The organism is Streptomyces sp. NPDC018019 (genome assembly GCF_044327805.1).
Classification (GTDB): Bacteria; Actinomycetota; Actinomycetes; order Streptomycetales; family Streptomycetaceae; genus Streptomyces.
In genome coordinates this window covers 280,227-297,614 of the sequence record NZ_JBIRGD010000008.1, presented here as the reverse complement: position 1 = coordinate 297,614, position 17,388 = coordinate 280,227, and the positions used below count along the sequence as shown (strand labels likewise).

Here is a 17,388-nt window from a genome sequence, read left to right as displayed (position 1 = left end):
GCGTCCGCACCACGGACACCTGTACGGCGGCCGGCGAGGTCCGGTTACCGTAAGAGCACCATGAGCGCATCGCAGATCCCGCCTGCCACCGCCGTACCGGGCGATGACGTACCCACCCTCCTCGTCAAGATCTTCGGGAAGGACCGGCCGGGCATCACCGCCGGACTCTTCGACACCCTCGCCGCCTACTCCGTCGATGTCGTCGACATCGAGCAGGTGGTCACCCGGGGCCGCATCGTGCTGTGCGCCCTGGTCACCTCCCCCGTGCCGGCCGGCGGCTCGACCGGCGCCACCGAGGGCGACCTGCGCGCCACCGTGCACAGCTGGGCCGAGTCGCTGAACCTCCAGGCCGAGATCATCTCCGGCACCGGTGACAACCGGCCGCGCGGCACCGGCCGCTCGCACGTCACCGTGCTCGGCCACCCGCTCACCGCGGAGTCCACCGCCGCCATAGCCGCCGCGATCACCGGCACCGGCGCCAACATCGACCGGATCTTCCGGCTGGCCAAGTACCCCGTCACCGCCGTGGAGTTCGCGGTCTCCGGCGCCGCCACCGAGGCCCTGCGCACCACGCTGGCCATAGAGGCCGCCGCGCTCGGCGTGGACGTCGCGGTGGTCGCCTCCGGCCTCCAGCGCCGCGCCCAGCGCCTGGTCGTCATGGACGTCGACTCCACCCTCATCCAGGACGAGGTCATCGAGCTGTTCGCGGCGCACGCGGGCTGCGAGGCGGAGGTCGCCGCGGTCACCACCGCGGCGATGCGCGGCGAGCTGGACTTCGAGGAGTCGCTGCACGCCCGCGTCGCGCTCCTGGAGGGGCTGGACGCGTCCGTGGTGGAGCGGGTGCGCAAGGAGGTGCGGCTGACCCCCGGTGCCCGGACGCTGGTGCGCACCCTCAAGCTCCTCGGCTACCAAGTCGGCGTGGTCTCCGGCGGGTTCACCCAGGTCACCGACGCGCTCCAGGAAGAGCTGGGCCTGGACTTCGCGTCCGCCAACACGCTGGAGATCGTCGACGGCAGGCTCACCGGCAAGGTGACCGGCGAGATCGTCGACCGGGCGGGCAAGGCGCGGCTGCTGCGCCGCTTCGCGCACGAGGCCGGCGTACCGCTCGCGCAGACCGTGGCGATCGGCGACGGCGCCAACGACCTGGACATGCTCAACGCGGCGGGTCTGGGCGTGGCCTTCAACGCAAAGCCCCTGGTCCGCCAGGCCGCGCACACGGCGGTGAACGTACCGTTCCTGGACACCGTGCTGTACCTGCTCGGCATCACCCGCGAAGAGGTGGAGGCGGCGGACACGCACGACGACTGAGCGCGCCGCCGGACGACAGCACCCGGGACTCCGCCGGAATGGATGAGGGCTCCGACGCCATGGCGTCGGAGCCCTCATCCATTCCGGCGGTGCCGGTGGTCCGGTCAGACGTGCGGCGCCCAGAACGCGTCCAGGCGGCCGACGCCGTGCTCGACCGACTTCCAGGAGCCGGTGAAGGACAGTACGGCGATCGAGGAGGTGGGGAAGCCGCTGCGGTTCATCCGCGCGAGCAGGTCGCCCTCGGCCTCGCCCGCCAGCGCGTCGGCGAGCCCGTGCATGCCGGGGTTGTGGCCGACCAGCAGCAGGTCGTTCACGTCCTCGGAGGTTTCGTTCAGCACGGCGATCAGTTCGCCGAGGGAGGCTTCGTACAGCCGCTCGTCGTAGACGGTCCGGGGGCGCTGCGGAAGCTCGCCCACGACGAGTTTCCAGGTCTCGCGCGTGCGCGCGGCGGTCGAGCACAGGGTCAGGTCGGGGGTGATCCCGGCTCCGGCCAGCCAGTGACCGGCGGCCGGGGCGTCCTTGCGGCCGCGTTCCGCGAGGGGTCGCTCGTGGTCGCTCTCCTGCGACCACTCGGCCTTGGCATGGCGGAGAAGGACAATCCGGCGAGGTGTATCGGCGCTCATGTGTCCCAGCTTCGCACGAAACCCGGCGTGCGGCGCGAGGTGTTGGGGCGCTCCCCCCGCAGGGTGAACGCACCGCCGGCGCCCCCGGCCACCGGCTCGTCAGGCACCGATGCCGACGAGGCGGGCGAGGAATTCCAGCACCGGCGCCAGGCTCTGGGACGCGCTCACCGCGTGCGCCGTGGACGGTGCCGCCATGACGGTGAGCAGCGTGACGAAGGAGACGACGGCGAGGGCCACGGCCCACCACGGCAGGCCCGTACGAGCACCCGGGCTGCGGGGGACGGACGGCCGGCTGGACGCGGCGGACATCGATGGCCTCCGGGGAGATGGCGGGGACGACGCGGCCGCGGGGTGCGGCCGCGCCCACCGCAGCGGCACGGTGTGCTTCGAACCTACGGACCCGCGGCGGCCGTTCCCATCCGGTACGCCACCCACTTACCCCTGAGCCTGGCCCCCTAGGGGGCGGTGGGGTTGTCCCCACCCCCGCCCCGGCCGGGGCCCCGGCGCGTCAGGGTGAGGCGAGGCTCGCGATGACGGCGATGACGGCGGTCACCGCGAGCATCGCCCCCAGCACGATGAGCAGCTTCTTCTGTCCGCCCTGCGGATTCGGTTCGAGCACTGGCATGGCTTCAGTGTCGCACCCGCGCCTCGTCCTCCATCCGGCGGTCCCGGCCCGCCAGCATCCCGACCGCCATCTGCGGCACCATCAGCCCGGCCATCAGCGCGATCGGCAACCCCCAGCCGCCGCTGTGCTGGTAGAGCGTGGCCACCAGGAGCGGGCCGGGGATGGAGATCAGGTAGCCGACGCTCTGCGTGAAGGCGGACAGCCGTACGACGCCGTCGGCGCTGCGGGCCCGCATCCCGATCATCGTCAGGGCGAGCGGGAAGGAGCAGTTGGAGAGGCCCAGGAGGAACGCCCAGGCCCAGGCCCCGGCGGCCGGGGCGAGCCACAGACCGGCGTAACCGGCCAGCCCGCACAGGCCGAGGCCGACGGCCAGCGGCCCCTGGTTGCGCATCCGGGCGGCGACCCGGGGCAGGACGAAGGACAGCGGGACGCCCATCGCCATGGTGACGGCGAGCAGCACCCCCGCGGTGCCCGCCGGGACCCCGGCGTCACGGAAGATCTGCGGCATCCAGCCCATGGTGATGTACGCGGCGGTGGCCTGGAGGCCGAAGAAGACCGCCAGCGCCCAGGCGGTCGGCGACGTGCCGACCCGCAGGGCGGCCGGTGCGGCGGGCGCCGGGACGGCCGGCCCGCGCTCCCCCTTCCGGCCGCGTACGACGGTCAGCCAGGGCGGCACGGCGAGGACGGCGAGCACCGCCCACACCACCAGACCGGCCTGCCAGCTGCCGCCGAGCGCGGCGGTGACGGGGACGGTCAGCGCGGCGGCGAGCGAGGTGCCCAGGGCCAGCGCCATCGAGTACAGGCCGGTCAGCGGGCCGACACGGTCCGGGAACCAGGTCTTGATGACGACCGGCAGCAGGACGTTGCTGACCGCGATGCCCGCCAGGGCCAGCGCGGTGGCGGCGAGGAAGCCGGGGGTGCCGCCGGTGAACGGCCGGACGATGACGCCCGCGGCGATCGCCACCATGCCCGCGCAGACGACCGCGCCGGGGCCCCAGCGCCGGGCCAGCCTCGGTGCCGCGGTACCGAAGACCGCGAAGCACAGGGCCGGTACGGAGGTGAGCAGGCCGGCCACGGACGCGCTCATGCCCAGGCCGGACCGTACCTCTTCCATGAGCGGGCCGAGGCTGGTGATGGCCGGGCGGAGGTTGAGGGCGGCCAGGACCAGACCGACGATCATGACGATCGGCACCGCGCGCCCGGCGGCCGGGACGCGGCCCGGCGTCGTCTCGGGGGCGGCGGCCCGGTCCGGCCGGGCCGGTGCGGTCGTGTGCTGTTCCGGTGACGGGCCGGGGGCCCTGGCCTCAGGGCCGAGTGTCGCGAGGGAGTCGTCTGCCATGGACTCATCATAGAATCATGGGATGAATACTTGTCCAGGCTTTTCCGCCGGTCCCGGCCCATCCGGGCGGACCGCGCGGCCGGCCGGCTCGCTATCCTCTCGCGGTGCCTACCGTCGGGCCCCGGGCCCCCGTCCTACTGGAGCGCTGACATGCCACTGACCTCGCCCCGGCGCTCCGCGCTGGCCGACCAGGTGATCACGCAGCTGCGGGCCCAGATCACCTCCGGCGAGTGGCCAGTGGGGTCCCGCATCCCGACCGAGCCGGAGCTGGTCGAACAACTCGGGGTGGCCCGCAACACCGTCCGCGAGGCCGTACGGGCACTGGCGCACAACGGCCTGCTGGACATCCGCCAGGGCTCGGGCACGTACGTGGCGGCGACCAGCGAGCTGGCCGGGGTGATGAACCGCCGCTTCGCGGACGCCGATCCGGAGCATGTGGCGGAGCTGCGCAGCGCGCTGGAGGCGGCGGCCGCCCGGCTGGCCGCGCGCCGCCGCACCGACCACGACCTGCGGCAGCTCGACACCGCACTGGAGCGGCGCGAGCGGGCCTGGGAGTCCGGCGCCGCGACCGCCTTCGTGGAGGCCGACGCGACGCTGCACATGGCGGTCGTCGCGGCCTCCCACAACGAGGTGCTGGCCGAGCTGTACGCCGACCTCGGCGGCGTGCTGCGGGAGTTCCTCCGCGCCGACGTGGGCGACGTACTGCGGCCCGAGGCGCACGTGGACCACGCGCGGCTGGTGGCGGCGATCCGCGCGGGCGACGACGAACGCGCCGCGGCCGAGGCGAGCGCCCACCCCTTCGGCTGCCGGCTCAGCGCTCAGGGCACCGGCTGATCCCGTACCGCGTACGTCCTGGTCCCGTACCGCGGACAACGCACACTGCCCGCCCCGGCGGACCGGGACGGGCAGCGGTTCAGGCGCTTACGTGCGCCAGGGGCCGATCACTCGCGGGTATCAGGGGCCGATCACTCGCGGATGGCGGGCACCCCTCACTCGCAAATATCAGGCACCCATCATGTGCACGCCACCATCGACGTGCACGATCTCGCCGGTGGTGTTCGGGAAGAAGTCCGACAGCAGGGCGACGACACCGCGGCCGGCCGGCTCCGGGTCGGCCAGGTCCCAGCCGATCGGGGCGCGGTGGTTCCACACGTCCGCCAGCTCCTCGAAGCCCGGGATGGACTTGGCGGCCATCGACTTGATCGGACCGGCCGAGACCAGGTTGCTGCGGATGCCCCGCGGGCCCAGGTCGCGGGCCAGGTAGCGGCTGGTGCCCTCCAGGGCCGCCTTGGCCACGCCCATCCAGTCGTACTTCGGCCAGGCGGTCTGGGCGTCGAAGGTGAGGCCGACGACCGAGGAGCCGGGGCCCATCAGGGGCAGGCAGGCCATGGTCAGCGACTTCAGCGAGTACGCCGAGACGTGCACCGCGGTGGACACGTCCTCCCAGCTCGCCTCCAGGAAGTTGAAGGCGCCCTGCGGGCCGAAGGCGATGGAGTGCACGATGCCGTCGATACGGGCGTCGTCACCCTGGTGCTCGCGGATCTTGTCCGCCAGCCCGTCCAGGTGCTCCTGGTTGGTGACGTCCAGCTCGATGACGGGGGCTTCCTTGGGCAGCCGCTTGGCGATCCGCTCCACGAGCGACAGCCGGCCGAAACCGGTCAGGATGACGTCGGCACCCTCATTCTGGGCGACCTTGGCGGTCTGGAAGGCGATCGACGCCTCGGTCAGTACGCCCGTGACGAGGATGCGCTTGCCTGCGAGGATTCCACTCATGCTGATCAGTGACCCATGCCCAATCCGCCGTCGACGGGAATGACGGCTCCGGTGATGTACGCGGCCTCGTCGGAGGCCAGGAAGCGGACCGAGGCGGCGATCTCCTCGGGCTGCGCGTAGCGCGCGAGCGGCACCTGCTTGACGATGCCCTCCCGCTGCTCGTCGGTGAGCGCACGGGTCATGTCGGTGTCGACGAAACCGGGCGCGACGACGTTGACGGTGATGTTACGGCTGCCCAGCTCACGGGCGAGGGAGCGGGCGAAGCCCACCAGGCCGGCCTTGGAGGCCGCGTAGTTCGCCTGGCCCGCGGAGCCCAGCAGGCCCACGACGGACGAGATCAGCACGACGCGGCCCTTGCGCGCCCGCAGCATCCCGCGGTTGGCGCGCTTGACCACCCGGAAGGTGCCGGTGAGGTTGGTGTCGAGGACCGAGGCGAAGTCCTCCTCGGACATCCGCATGAGCAGCTGGTCGCGGGTGACGCCGGCGTTGGCCACCAGCACCTCCACCGCGCCCTGCTTCTCCTCGATCTCCTTGTACGCCTGCTCGACCTGCTCGGCGTCCGTGATGTCACACTTCACGGCCAAAAATCCCTCGGGCGGCTCCCCCGAGCGGTAGGTGATGGCGACCTTGTCGCCTGCCTCGGCGAAGGCCCGGGCGATGGCGAGGCCAATGCCGCGGTTGCCTCCGGTGACCAGAACCGAGCGGCTCAAGAGATCACCCTTTCCGTGTCCTGTCCGACCTGCGTTCGCTACGAAACTATCGGTCACCGGCCTCGTACGGAGAATCGAGCCCGGACAGGCGCGCACGCCGGTCACTGTCGGGTCCCTACAGAAGCCACCGCCGTCCGGGGCCCCTATGGGGTGGGCCGCGCGCCCCGGGCAGGGCATGATTCATGGCGCCGACCACGGGAGGACGCCTTGCCTGTCACACCTCGTTCCATCGACGAGACCTTCCTCGCGCTGCCGCTGCGGGCGCTGGCCGACGCCGCGCTGGCGCGGGCCCGCGCCCTGGGCGCCGAGCACGCGGACTTCCGCCTGGAACGGGTGCGCAACGCGGCCTGGCGGCTGCGGGACGCCCGGCCGTCGGAGGCTTCCGACACCACGAACCTCGGCTACGCGGTGCGCGTGGTGCACAACGGCGCCTGGGGCTTCGCCTCCGGCGTCGACCTGACGATGGACGCCGCGGCGCGGGTGGCCGGGCAGGCGGTGGCGATGGCGAAGCTGTCGGCCAAGGTGACCGAGGCGGCCGGCTCCGCGGAACGGGTCGAGCTGGCGGACGAGCCCGCCCACCCCGACCGCACCTGGATCTCCTCGTACGAGATCAACCCCTTCGACGTACCGGATGCCGACAAGACCGGGCTGCTGATGGAGTGGAGCGCGCGGCTGCTGGCCGCGCCGGGCGTGGCGCACGCGGACGCCTCGCTGATGACCGTCCAGGAGAACAAGTTCTACGCGGACACGGCGGGCACCAGCACCACCCAGCAGCGGGTACGGCTGCACCCGCAGCTGACCGCGGTCGCCGTGGACCCGGAGAGCGGCGAGTTCGACTCGATGCGCACCCTGGCCCCGCCGGCCGGCCGCGGCTGGGAGTACCTGACCGGCGACCACTGGGACTGGGACGCTGAGCTGGCGGAGATCCCGGACCACCTCGCCGGGAAACTGCGCGCCCCCAGCGTCGAATCGGGCCGCTACGACCTGGTCGTGGACCCCTCCAACCTCTGGCTGACCATCCACGAGTCGATCGGGCACGCCACCGAACTGGACCGCGCGCTGGGCTACGAAGCCGCGTACGCGGGCACCTCCTTCGCCACCTTCGACCAGCTCGGAAAGCTCGCGTACGGCTCCGAGGCGATGCACGTGACCGGCGACCGCACCGCCGAACACGGCCTGGCGACCATCGGCTACGACGACGAGGGCGTGGCAGCCCAATCCTGGGACGTGATCAGGAACGGCACACTGGTCGGCTACCAACTCGACCGCCGCACCGCGAAACTCACCGGCTTCCCCCGCTCCAACGGCTGCGCCTACGCCGACTCCCCCGCCCACGTCCCCGTCCAACGCATGGCCAACATCTCCCTCCAGCCCGCCCCCCAGGGCCCGACCACCGAGGAGCTGATCTCCGGGGTGGAACACGGCGTCTATGTCGTCGGGGACCGGTCGTGGTCGATCGATATGCAGCGGTACAACTTCCAGTTCACCCAGCAGAGGGCCTACCTCATCCGGAACGGCCGCCTTTGCGGGCAGCTCCGGGATGTTGCCTATCAGGGAAGCACTACGGAGTTCTGGGGGTCGATGGCGGCCGTCGGAGGACCGGAAACGTACGTCCTCGGAGGGGCGTTCAACTGCGGGAAGGCGCAGCCGGGGCAGATCGCGGCGGTGTCGCACGGGTGCCCTTCGGCTCTGTTCACCGATGTGAGTATTTTGAACACGGCACAGGAGGCGGGCCGATGAGCAGCCGTACCGCGCGGGTGAGTGCGCCCCACGAGATCGTCGAGCGGGTGCTGGAGCTGTCCCGGGCCGACGGGTGCGTGGTCATCGCGGACGAGCGGTCCAGTGCCAACCTGCGCTGGGCCGGCAACGCGCTGACCACCAACGGGGTCACCCGCGGCCGGTCGCTGACGGTGATCGCCACCGTGGACGGCGCGCAGGGCACCGCCTCGGGCGTGGTCACCCGGTCCGCGGTGACCGCGGCCGATCTGGAGCCGCTGGTGCGCGAGGCGGAGGCCGCCGCCCGCGCGGCGGGCCCCGCCGAGGACGCCGGGCCGCTGGTCTCCGGCAGCGCGCCGTCGCCGCACTTCACCGACGCCCCGGCCGAGACCTCCTCGGCGGTCTTCGACGCCTTCGCGCCCGCACTGGGCGAGTCGTTCAAGCGGGCCGGGGACGGGGGCCGGGAGCTGTACGGCTTCGCGTTCCACGAGGTCGTCTCGTCCTATCTCGGCTCGTCCACGGGGCTGCGGCTGCGGCACGACCAGCCCACCGGGACGCTGGAGCTGAACGCCAAGTCCCCGGACCGCACCCGGTCCGCCTGGGCCGGGCGGTCCACCCGTGACTTCCGGGACGCGGACCCGCTGGCCATGGACGCGGAGCTGGCCACCCGGCTGAGCTGGGCCGAGCGGCGGACCGAGCTGCCGGCCGGACGGTACGAGACGCTGCTGCCGCCGACCGCCGTCGCCGACCTGCTCGTCTACCAGCAGTGGTCGGCGGCGGCCCGGGACGCCGTCGAGGGCCGTACGGTCTTCTCCCGGCCGGGCGGCGGCACCCTCGTCGGGTCGAAGCTCGCCGGGCTGCCGCTGACGCTGCGCAGCGACCCGGGCGCCCCGGGCCTGGAGTGCGCGCCGTTCGTCCTGGCCCACTCCTCGGGCGACGACGCCTCCGTCTTCGACAACGGGCTGCCCCTGGAGCCCACCGACTGGCTGCGCGACGGCGAACTGCGGCGGCTGGTGACCACCCGGTACAGCGCCGGGCTGACCGGGCTGCCGGTGGCGCCGGGCATCGACAACCTGATCCTGGACGGCGGCGGCACCCGGTCGCTGGAGGAGATGGTGGCGGGCACCGAGCGGGGGCTGCTGCTGACCTGCCTGTGGTACATCCGCGAGGTGGACCCGGCGACGCTGCTGCTCACCGGGCTCACCCGGGACGGCGTCTACCTGGTCGAGAACGGCGAGGTGACCGGCGAGGTGAACAACTTCCGCTTCAACGAGTCGCCGGTGGACCTGCTGGCACGGGCCGTAGAGGCGGGCCGTACGGAGCGCACGCTGCCCCGGGAGTGGAGCGACTACTTCACCCGCGCCGCGATGCCGCCCCTGCGGATCCCGGACTTCAACATGAGTTCGGTCAGCCCGGGCGTGTGACGCGGGCGGCCGGGGGCCGGTGACCGGCGGCCGGGTCCGGGAGGGCGTCCGCCGGAGTCCGGTCACCGGCTCTAATAGACTCTCCCTTCGTCCTCCCGTACGGGAAAACCGACCGATCAGGAACGCCATGACACGCCTCGGCGAATCCGTCGCCCGCGCCAGCTCGCTGCTCTCCGCAGACCTCTCCGCCGACACCACCGTCGCGGAGCTGCTCAAGGAGACGGGTGCGCGGCGCTATCTGGACCTGACGGACCTGCCCGCCAAGGAGCAGGCCGAGCTGATCGCCTCCCGTACCGTCGAGGTGCTGCCGGGCGTGGACCAGCTGGCCGAGCGGATCGAGGAGCGCCGGGCGGCGGGCCGGGGTCTGCACATCAAGCTGGGCATCGACCCGACGGCCACCGACGTCCACCTCGGCCACGCGGTACCGCTGATCATCCTGAGCCGGTTCCAGCGGCTCGGGCACGACGTGACGCTGATCATCGGCGACTTCACCGCCAAGATCGGCGACCCGTCGGGCCGTACCGCCGAGCGCCCGCCGCTGACCGACGAGGACATCGCCGCCAACCTGGCCAGCTACCGCGACCAGGTCCGGCCGTTCTTCGACTTCGAGAAGGTCAGCTTCCGGCAGAACAGCGAGTGGCTGGCCCCGTACACCTTCCCGGAGCTGCTCGGGCTGCTCTCGCAGGTGCCGGTCTCGCAGCTGCTCCAGCGCGAGGACTTCAGGAACCGGCTCGCCGCGGGCTCGGGTCTGACCATGACGGAGCTGCTGTACCCGATCGCACAGGGCCTGGACTCGGTGGCGCTGGAGTGCGACGTGGAGCTGGGCGGCGCCGACCAGCTGCTCAACCTCCAGATGGGCCGCAAGCTCATGGAGCTGCGCGGGCAGCGGCCGCAGCTGGTCGTCACCATGCCGCTGATCGAGGGCACGGACGGCACCGGCGCCAAGATGTCCAAGTCCAAGGGCAACTACGTCGGGCTCGGCGCGCCCGCCGACGACGTCTTCGGAAAGATCATGTCGGTGCCGGACCGGCTGATGGAGCCGTACCTGAAGGCGTGGACGGAGTGGACCGACGAGGAGATCGCGGTCGTCCTGGCCCGGGTCGCGGACAAGACCCTGCACCCGATGGACCTGAAGAAGGTCCTGGCGGGCGAGGTCGTGACGGCGCTGTACGGCCTGGAGGCGGCGATGGCCGCGCGCGCCGGGTTCGTCGCGCAGTTCTCCAAGAAGTCCTTCGCCGACGTGAGCACGCTGCCGGTGGTGGACGTCGCCGAGCACGGCGCGGAGACGGTGGCCACGGTGCTGACCAAGGTGCTGGAGTTCACGCCGAGCGCCTCGGCGGCCCGGCGGCTGGCCAAGCAGAACGCGCTGCGCCTGGTCGTGGAGGCCCCGGACGGGCAGCAGACGCTGGTGCTCGCCGAGGCCGAGGCGATCCGGCCGCTGGGCGAGGTGCTGGCCGAGAAGCTGGTCGGGGTGCCCGGTACGGCCTACCTGAAGGCCGGCCGCAAGCTGGCCCAGCTCGAAGGACACTGACGGGAACGGCCGGGGGCTGCGGTTGCGCGCTTCCCCGGCTCCGGGGCCCTCAGGTCCCGTGTTCCGGCTCCGGCTCCGGCTCCGGCTCCGGCGTGCGAACGGCCGGTGCGCATCGCGTGCGCACCGGCCGTTCGCGTGTTCCGAGGGTTCTCAGGTCCCGTGTTCCGGGGCCGTCAGGTCGTCTCTCTTCGATGGCCGCGTACGGCGGCCCAGAGCCGGTCGCCGACCGCCACGACCACGACCGCGCCGACCAGCTGCAGCACGTGCCGCGTCCAGTCGATGCCCTTGGTGTCGTTCACCCCGATGCCGGTGGCGAGCCAGTTGCCCAGGACACTGCCCAGCATGCCGCAGATCACGGTCAGCCAGAGCGGGATCGCCTGCTTGCCCGGAAGGATCGCCTTGGCGATCAGGCCCAGGACCAGACCCACGATGATTGCCCACAACCAAGTCATGTCGCCTCCTCAAGCGGCGCGCGCACGCAATCGTGCACCGTCAGTTTCACTCCGTATGGGCTACGCCGCACGTCGGAGCGGGCCGTACGCGCGACGGCGGTACGGACCCGGCCCGCGCGTATCGCGCCCCGGTCTCGAAGGCGGCGCAGGCGCGGCGTAACGTGGGATCGGTGCGGAACCGGGGAGAATCCGGCACGACAAGCAGGTGGTGGAACGTGATGCGGAAGCAGACCGGCGCCCAGCCCATCCGGATCACGGGAGCGCGGCGGGGCCTGACGGAGGATGTGCGGGGCCGGCAGCGCCGCTACGTGATCTCGATGTCGGTACGGACCGTGGCCGTGGTGCTCACGGCCGTGCTCTGGAACATCGAGCGTCACGTGGCCATCGCCACTCTGGTTCTGGGCGTCGTCCTGCCGTACGTCGCGGTGGTCATCGCCAACGCGGGACGGGAGAACGTACGTTCACTGCCGTCCACCTTCATACCGGCGCCCACACGGCCGATGCTGGGCCCCGGGGGCACCGCCGGGCCGGCGGAACCGGTCCCGGAAGCGGTTCGGCCGGATGCGGACGGGCCGCGGTAGGAGCGGAGTTGAGCATTCCGTGATCTGCAAAGCTCAAGAAAAGCTCAGATCAATCATGCGGTTCCGGTGCACCGGGCCCACTCCCGCGTGACATACTGCGTACGCGCTCCGCATCCCCCGTCGGAGCGACGGACCGACGCCGGGCGGCTCCCCCCGTGGCTGCCCGGCGTCGCCATGTCCGGCACCGGGCGACGTAGGGTTGAGGCCGTGAACTCCCCTGACGCCCCGCATCCCGACACCCCCGGCTCCGCCGGAAACTCCGCATCGTCGCAGGTCCCCGGCCTGCCGGGCTTCCCGGGCAGGCCCGGACCGGCCGGCTCGACGCCGGATGTCGCCGCGGACTCGCCGGTCTGTTCGGCCAAGGGCTGCCGCGCCGCCGCGGTGTGGGTCCTCGCCTGGAACAACCCGAAGCTGCACACGCCGGAGCGCCGCAAGACCTGGCTCGCGTGCGACGAGCACCGCGAGCATCTGTCCAACTTCCTTAACTTGCGCGGGTTCCTGAAGGACGTCGTGCCGCTGGCGGAGTGGGAGCAGGCCGCCGCCGACCGGCCGGCGGGCGACTGACCCACCACCGGCCGGCCCGTCGCCATTGGTCCGGCCACTGGCGGTAGCGCGACCGCCCCCGGGGCCCCGGCTGGGACTGCGCGGTGTGCCGTGCCCACCAGCAGGCCGCCGGGGCCCGGCACCGGCCGGCGACGCGGCAGCGGTGGGAGCCGTGGGAGCGACCGGGGCCGGCGTCGGCGGCGCGGGGGAGCCGTCCGACTGGCCGCCTGGCCGGTCGGACGCTTGACCTCAACTCAACTTGACGTATGAGAGTGCGGGGCATGGACCACGACGTCTCCCACGCTCCCGCGCTCCCCTTCTCCGCCGACTCCCTCGACGGGCTCGCCGCCCGGATCGCCGCCGGCGCCACGATCGTCGGCATCGGCGGGTCCACCCGCTTCTCCCGCGAGGTCTCCGGCCTCCAGGACCAGTTGTTCCGCCGCCTGGTCACCCAGCACGGCTTCCGCCTCCTAGCACTGCAGGAGCACGCCGGGGCCGCCGACCGCCTGGACCGCTACGTACGCACCGGCGAGGGCTCCGCCGAGAGCGCGCTCGACGCCTCATGGCGCCCGTGGCGCACTGCGGAGACGGCCGCGGCGCTCCGCTGGATCCGGGCGTTCAACAACGACCACCCGGACGACCAGGTCCGCATCGTCGGCACGAAGCCCGCGCAGGTGCAGCGCGAGGACTACGACGCCGTGCTCGGCCACGTCCGCGCCGTCGCCCCGGACCGGCTGCCGGAGCTGACCGCGCACCTGGAGCCGATCAGGACCGCGCACGACCTCGACGAGCACGTCCAGCGGGCGCAGGGGGTCCACCCGGGGCGCCCGTTCGCCGAGCACGCGCGGGACGCGCTCGCGCTGCTGAAGTCCCTGCCGACGGCGGAGGGGAACGAGGCCGTGCTCGCGCGGATGCGTCTGATCGTGGAGTTCCATGAAAAGAGCGTCGCCGGACGGGGCGGCTTCGGCGGCGAGGACGAGGCGGCGGCCGACGTGCTGGCCGGACACCAGCGCCGGACGGGCCTGCGCATGGTCTTCTGGGACGGCATCGCACACACCTCGGCGGCTCCGTTCCGCCTCGGGATGGTCTCCGACGGCCCCCTGATGCCCAGCGTCGGCAGCGAGCTGCGCGCCCGCTACGGGGCGGGATACGTCGCGGTGGCGATCGGCTTCCACCACGGGGACCTGGGGGTCGTCACCGTCCCGGAGCCGCCCGCGGACTTCCTGGACACCGAGCTCGGCCGGGCGGACACACCCGCGCACTGGCTGGACCTGCGCGGGGAACGCGAGGGGGACGGAGAACGCGGGGAAGCCGCAGACCGCCGCCGGGCGGGCCCGGCGAAGATGCGGGTCATCAGCGGGGTGTACGACCCGGCGCAGGACGCGGACGCCTACCTGAGCGTCGCCTCCCTCACCGCCGCGTTCGACGTGCTCGTCCACGTCCACGAGGCCCATGCCGCGCACTGGCTGGAGGGCGTACGGCACTGAGGCCACGGGGGCAGCCTGGTCCACCAGCCAGGCTCTAGCCCCCGATCGCCGACATCGGCCGGTCCGGCTGGAGGAACGCCGGGTCGTCCAGTCCCGATCCGGCCTTCTTGCCCCACATCGCCTGCTTCCATATGCGGGCTATCTCCGCGTCCGGCGCGGCGGAGCGCAGGGCGGCGCGCAAGTCCGTTTCCTCGGTGGCGAACAGGCAGGTGCGGATCTGGCCGTCGGCGGTCAGGCGCGTACGGTCGCAGGCGCGGCAGAACGGGCGGGTGACCGAGGCGATGACGCCGACGCGGTGCGGGCCGCCGTCGACGGTCCAGCGCTCGGCGGGCGCCGAGCCCCGCTCCTCCTGCTCCTCGGGGGTGAGCGTGAAGCGGGTGCGCAGCGAGGCGAGGATGTCACCGGCGGTGATCATGCCCTCGCGCTTCCAGCCGTGCTGGGCGTCGAGCGGCATCTGCTCGATGAACCTCAGCTCGTAGTCGTGGGCGATGGCCCAGGCCAGCAGGTCGGGGGCCTCGTCGTCGTTCAGCCCGGGCATCAGGACGCTGTTGACCTTGACCGGGGTGAGGCCGGCGGCGCGGGCCGCCTCCAGGCCGCGCAGCACGTCCTCGTGGCGCTTGCGGCGGGTCAGGGCGCGGAAGACGTCCGGGCGCAGCGTGTCGAGGGAGACGTTGACGCGGTCCAGCCCGGCGGCGCGCAGGGCGGTGGCGGTGCGCTCCAGGCCGATGCCGTTGGTGGTGAGCGACAGTTGCGGGCGGGGCTCCAGGGCGGCGACCCGCTCGACGATGCCGACCAGCCCGGGGCGCAGCAGGGGCTCCCCGCCGGTGAAACGGACCTCCTCGATGCCGAGGTCCGTCACCGCGATGCGGACCAGGCGGACGATCTCGTCGTCGGTGAGCAGGTCCGGCTTGGCCAGCCACTGCAGACCCTCCTCGGGCATGCAGTACGTGCAGCGCAGATTGCACCGGTCGGTCAGCGAGACGCGCAGGTCGGTGGCCACCCTGCCGTAGGTGTCGATGAGCACTGGGGCCCCCTGCCCGAGTCCGATCATTTCGCTTTCGAGCCTACGCGATGGGTCTGACAGCGGGCACGGGCGGAACATCACGAGGCGGGCGGGGTGGCGTCGTAGGGATCTACGACGCCACCCCGCCCGGCGGTGGTACGGAGGAACAGCGGCCCCGGGTCAGTGCGCTCCGGTGCCGGTCAGCGAGCGGACCTCCAGCTCGGCGTACTTCTTCACGTCCGGCTCCTCCTTGGACAGCAGCGAGCCCAGCCAGCCCAGCACGAAGCCCAGCGGGATGGAGATCAGGCCCGGGTTCTCCAGCGGGAAGAAGTGGAAGTCCACGCCGGGGAACATCGAGGTCGGCTTGCCGGAGACGACCGGCGAGAAGAGTACGAGCAGGACGGACGAGGCCAGGCCGCCGTAGATGGACCACAGCGCGCCCTGGGTGGTGAACCGCTTCCAGAACAGGCTGTAGAGGATCGTCGGCAGGTTGGCGGAGGCCGCGACGGCGAACGCCAGGGCCACCAGGCCCGCGACGTTCAGGCCGCGGGCGAAGACGCCGAGGACGATGGCGACGGCGCCGATGGCCACGGTGGCCCAGCGCGCCGCGCCCACCTCCTCCTTCTCGGTCGCCCTGCCCTTGCGGATGACGTTGACGTACAGGTCGTGCGCGAAGGACGAGGACGAGGCGAGGGTGAGCCCGGCGACGACCGCGAGGATGGTCGCGAAGGCCACCGCGGAGATCACCGCGAGCAGGATCGCGCCGCCGGTGGAGTCGGCGCCGCCGCCGATCTCCTGGGCGAGCAGCGGCGCGGCCGTGTTGCCCGCCTTGTTGGACGCGATGATCGTGGCGGGCTTGATCAGGGCGGCGGCGCCGAAGCCCAGCGCGATGGTCATCAGGTAGAAGACGCCGATGATGCCGATCGCCCAGTTCACGGACTTCCGGGCGGCCTTGGCCGTGGGCACGGTGTAGAAGCGGATGAGGATGTGCGGCAGGCCCGCGGTGCCCAGGACCAGCGCGATGCCCAGCGAGATGAAGTCGATCTTCGAGGTGGCGGTGGTGCCGTACTTCAGGCCGGGCTCCAGGAAGGCGGCGCCCTTGCCGCTCTCCTCGGCCGCCCGGCCCAGCAGGGTGGAGATGTTGAAGTCGAACTTGAGCATCACCAGGAACGTGATGAGCAGGGTGCCCGCGATCAGCAGGACGGCCTTGACCATCTGGACCCAGGTGGTGCCCTTCATGCCGCCGATGGACACGTACAGGATCATCACGATGCCGACCAGGACGACGACCAGGATCTTGCCGGTCTCGCTGGTGATGCCGAGCAGCAGGGTGACCAGGGCACCCGCGCCCGCCATCTGGGCCAGCAGGTAGAAGATCGAGACGATGATCGTGGAGGTGCCGGCGGCGGTGCGCACCGGGCGCTGGCGCATCCGGTACGCGAGCACGTCGCCCATGGTGAACCGCCCGGAGTTGCGCAGCGGTTCGGCCACCAGCAGGAGCGCCACCAGCCAGGCGACGAGGAAGCCGATGGAGTACAGGAAGCCGTCGTAGCCGAAGAGCGCGATGGCGCCGGCGATGCCCAGGAAGGACGCGGCGGACATGTAGTCGCCGGAGATCGCCAGGCCGTTCTGGAAGCCGCTGAACTGCCGGCCGCCCGCGTAGAAGTCCTCGGTGCCCCGGGTCTGCCGGCCGGCCCAGACGGTGATGCCGAGCGTGGCCGCGACGAAGACCGCGAACAGCGTGATGATCAGCGCCCGGTGTTCGCCCGCGCCGCTCGCGGCGAGCTGTCCGGTGCCGTCGGCGAGCTGCCGGGTGCCGGTGGTGATCCGTTCGGCCGGGCTCATGCGCCACCCTCCAGGCGGGACTTGATCGACTCGGCCTTCGGGTCCAGCTTGGCGGCGGCGTGCCGGGAGTACCACCAGGCGATGAGGAAGGTGGTCACGAACTGCGCGACGCCGAGCACGAAGGCGACGTTGACGTTGCCGAAGACCTTGGTGCCCATGAGGCCGCCCGCGTAGCTGGAGAGCAGGACGTACAGCAGGTACCAGAGGATGAAGGCGACGGTGAGCGGAAAGGCGAACGAACGGTAGGAACGGCGCAGTTCACGAAATTCCGGGCTTGCCTGGACTTCGGTGAAGTCCGGCGGCCGGTGCGGCCCCGGGTCGGTGGGCGGCGGTGCGGTGCTCACGGGATCTCCTGGGTGCATAGGGGCGGACGGCGGAACCCGGTGATAAAGCGTGCGTAAGTGATCCGGATCACGCATCGTAGAGGG

At 72.1% G+C, this 17,388-nt stretch carries 18 protein-coding genes; 8 read left to right on the top strand and 10 right to left on the bottom strand.

The features are described from left to right. Window positions 1-60: 60 nt before the first annotated feature. Window positions 61-1,308: a phosphoserine phosphatase SerB gene (serB, locus tag ACH4FX_RS16665; RefSeq protein WP_398479442.1), complete on the top strand. Its 1,248-nt coding sequence runs from the start codon at window positions 61-63 to the stop codon at window positions 1,306-1,308. A 104-nt stretch (window positions 1,309-1,412) separates the two neighbouring features. Here serB and ACH4FX_RS16660 read toward each other — a convergent pair whose 3' ends face one another. From ACH4FX_RS16660 to ACH4FX_RS16645, 4 genes are all read right to left on the bottom strand, one after another. Then, window positions 1,413-1,931 (bottom strand): SixA phosphatase family protein, encoded by a 519-nt coding sequence (locus tag ACH4FX_RS16660; protein WP_398479440.1) that lies wholly within the window; start codon window positions 1,929-1,931, stop codon window positions 1,413-1,415. Between the two features lie 99 nt (window positions 1,932-2,030). Further along, entirely contained in the window at window positions 2,031-2,240 is a 210-nt protein-coding gene (locus tag ACH4FX_RS16655; RefSeq protein WP_398479439.1) for a hypothetical protein, read from the bottom strand. 199 nt (window positions 2,241-2,439) lie between these two features. Then, a complete protein-coding gene (locus ACH4FX_RS16650; RefSeq protein WP_398479437.1) occupies window positions 2,440-2,556 on the bottom strand; it encodes an SGM_5486 family transporter-associated protein in 117 nt (38 codons plus the stop codon). Window positions 2,557-2,560: 4 nt separating this feature from the next. Beyond that, window positions 2,561-3,895: a CynX/NimT family MFS transporter gene (locus tag ACH4FX_RS16645; protein ID WP_398479435.1), complete on the bottom strand. Its 1,335-nt coding sequence runs from the start codon at window positions 3,893-3,895 to the stop codon at window positions 2,561-2,563. Window positions 3,896-4,045: 150 nt separating this feature from the next. Between ACH4FX_RS16645 and ACH4FX_RS16640 the strand changes: the two genes are divergently transcribed. Continuing rightward, window positions 4,046-4,729 carry a FadR/GntR family transcriptional regulator gene (locus ACH4FX_RS16640; protein ID WP_398479433.1) on the top strand — a complete coding sequence of 228 codons (684 nt, stop codon included), beginning with the start codon at window positions 4,046-4,048 and terminating at the stop codon, window positions 4,727-4,729. 168 nt (window positions 4,730-4,897) lie between these two features. On the opposite strand, the gene fabI is transcribed toward ACH4FX_RS16640, so the two are convergent. Both fabI and fabG read right to left on the bottom strand, forming a co-directional pair. Next, window positions 4,898-5,668 carry an enoyl-ACP reductase FabI gene (fabI, locus tag ACH4FX_RS16635; protein WP_398479431.1) on the bottom strand — a complete coding sequence of 257 codons (771 nt, stop codon included), beginning with the start codon at window positions 5,666-5,668 and terminating at the stop codon, window positions 4,898-4,900. A 5-nt stretch (window positions 5,669-5,673) separates the two neighbouring features. Next, a complete protein-coding gene (fabG, locus tag ACH4FX_RS16630; RefSeq protein WP_003985790.1) occupies window positions 5,674-6,378 on the bottom strand; it encodes a 3-oxoacyl-[acyl-carrier-protein] reductase in 705 nt (234 codons plus the stop codon). 207 nt (window positions 6,379-6,585) lie between these two features. Here fabG and ACH4FX_RS16625 point away from each other — a divergent pair, with 207 nt between their 5' ends. The 3 genes from ACH4FX_RS16625 (at window position 6,586) to tyrS (ending at window position 11,049) form a co-directional block, all read left to right on the top strand. After that, the gene (locus ACH4FX_RS16625) at window positions 6,586-8,118 is read left to right on the top strand and encodes a TldD/PmbA family protein (RefSeq protein WP_398479429.1); all 1,533 of its coding nucleotides are present in this window, start codon (window positions 6,586-6,588) and stop codon (window positions 8,116-8,118) included. Next, window positions 8,115-9,518, top strand: a complete 1,404-nt coding sequence (locus tag ACH4FX_RS16620; RefSeq protein ID WP_398479427.1) for a metallopeptidase TldD-related protein — start codon at window positions 8,115-8,117, stop codon at window positions 9,516-9,518. The genes ACH4FX_RS16625 and ACH4FX_RS16620 overlap by 4 nt, the downstream gene beginning before the upstream one ends. Window positions 9,519-9,645: 127 nt before the next feature. Then, window positions 9,646-11,049 carry a tyrosine--tRNA ligase gene (gene tyrS / locus ACH4FX_RS16615; RefSeq protein ID WP_398479425.1) on the top strand — a complete coding sequence of 468 codons (1,404 nt, stop codon included), beginning with the start codon at window positions 9,646-9,648 and terminating at the stop codon, window positions 11,047-11,049. A 173-nt stretch (window positions 11,050-11,222) separates the two neighbouring features. Here the strand turns inward: tyrS and ACH4FX_RS16610 are convergent, their stop codons facing one another. After that, window positions 11,223-11,501, bottom strand: coding sequence for a GlsB/YeaQ/YmgE family stress response membrane protein (locus ACH4FX_RS16610; protein ID WP_398479424.1), 279 nt, complete (start codon window positions 11,499-11,501; stop codon window positions 11,223-11,225). Window positions 11,502-11,719: 218 nt separating this feature from the next. Between ACH4FX_RS16610 and ACH4FX_RS16605 the strand changes: the two genes are divergently transcribed. The 3 genes from ACH4FX_RS16605 to ACH4FX_RS16595 all read left to right on the top strand — a co-directional run bounded on the left by ACH4FX_RS16605 (window position 11,720) and on the right by ACH4FX_RS16595 (window position 14,112). Further along, window positions 11,720-12,082 carry a DUF3099 domain-containing protein gene (locus ACH4FX_RS16605; RefSeq protein ID WP_398479422.1) on the top strand — a complete coding sequence of 121 codons (363 nt, stop codon included), beginning with the start codon at window positions 11,720-11,722 and terminating at the stop codon, window positions 12,080-12,082. A 282-nt stretch (window positions 12,083-12,364) separates the two neighbouring features. Beyond that, window positions 12,365-12,646, top strand: a complete 282-nt coding sequence (locus tag ACH4FX_RS16600) for a hypothetical protein (protein WP_398479506.1) — start codon at window positions 12,365-12,367, stop codon at window positions 12,644-12,646. 260 nt (window positions 12,647-12,906) lie between these two features. Beyond that, window positions 12,907-14,112, top strand: a complete 1,206-nt coding sequence (locus ACH4FX_RS16595; RefSeq protein ID WP_398479420.1) for an erythromycin esterase family protein — start codon at window positions 12,907-12,909, stop codon at window positions 14,110-14,112. Between the two features lie 34 nt (window positions 14,113-14,146). Here the strand turns inward: ACH4FX_RS16595 and moaA are convergent, their stop codons facing one another. The 3 genes from moaA to ACH4FX_RS16580 form a co-directional block, all read right to left on the bottom strand. Next, complete coding sequence (gene moaA, locus ACH4FX_RS16590) at window positions 14,147-15,136, bottom strand: GTP 3',8-cyclase MoaA (RefSeq protein ID WP_398479504.1); 990 nt, start codon at window positions 15,134-15,136, stop codon at window positions 14,147-14,149. A gap of 159 nt (window positions 15,137-15,295) precedes the next feature. Then, window positions 15,296-16,960, bottom strand: a complete 1,665-nt coding sequence (locus ACH4FX_RS16585; protein WP_398479418.1) for a cation acetate symporter — start codon at window positions 16,958-16,960, stop codon at window positions 15,296-15,298. Further along, window positions 16,957-17,322 (bottom strand): DUF485 domain-containing protein, encoded by a 366-nt coding sequence (locus ACH4FX_RS16580; protein ID WP_398479416.1) that lies wholly within the window; start codon window positions 17,320-17,322, stop codon window positions 16,957-16,959. The genes ACH4FX_RS16585 and ACH4FX_RS16580 overlap by 4 nt, the downstream gene beginning before the upstream one ends. Window positions 17,323-17,388: the final 66 nt, after the last annotated feature.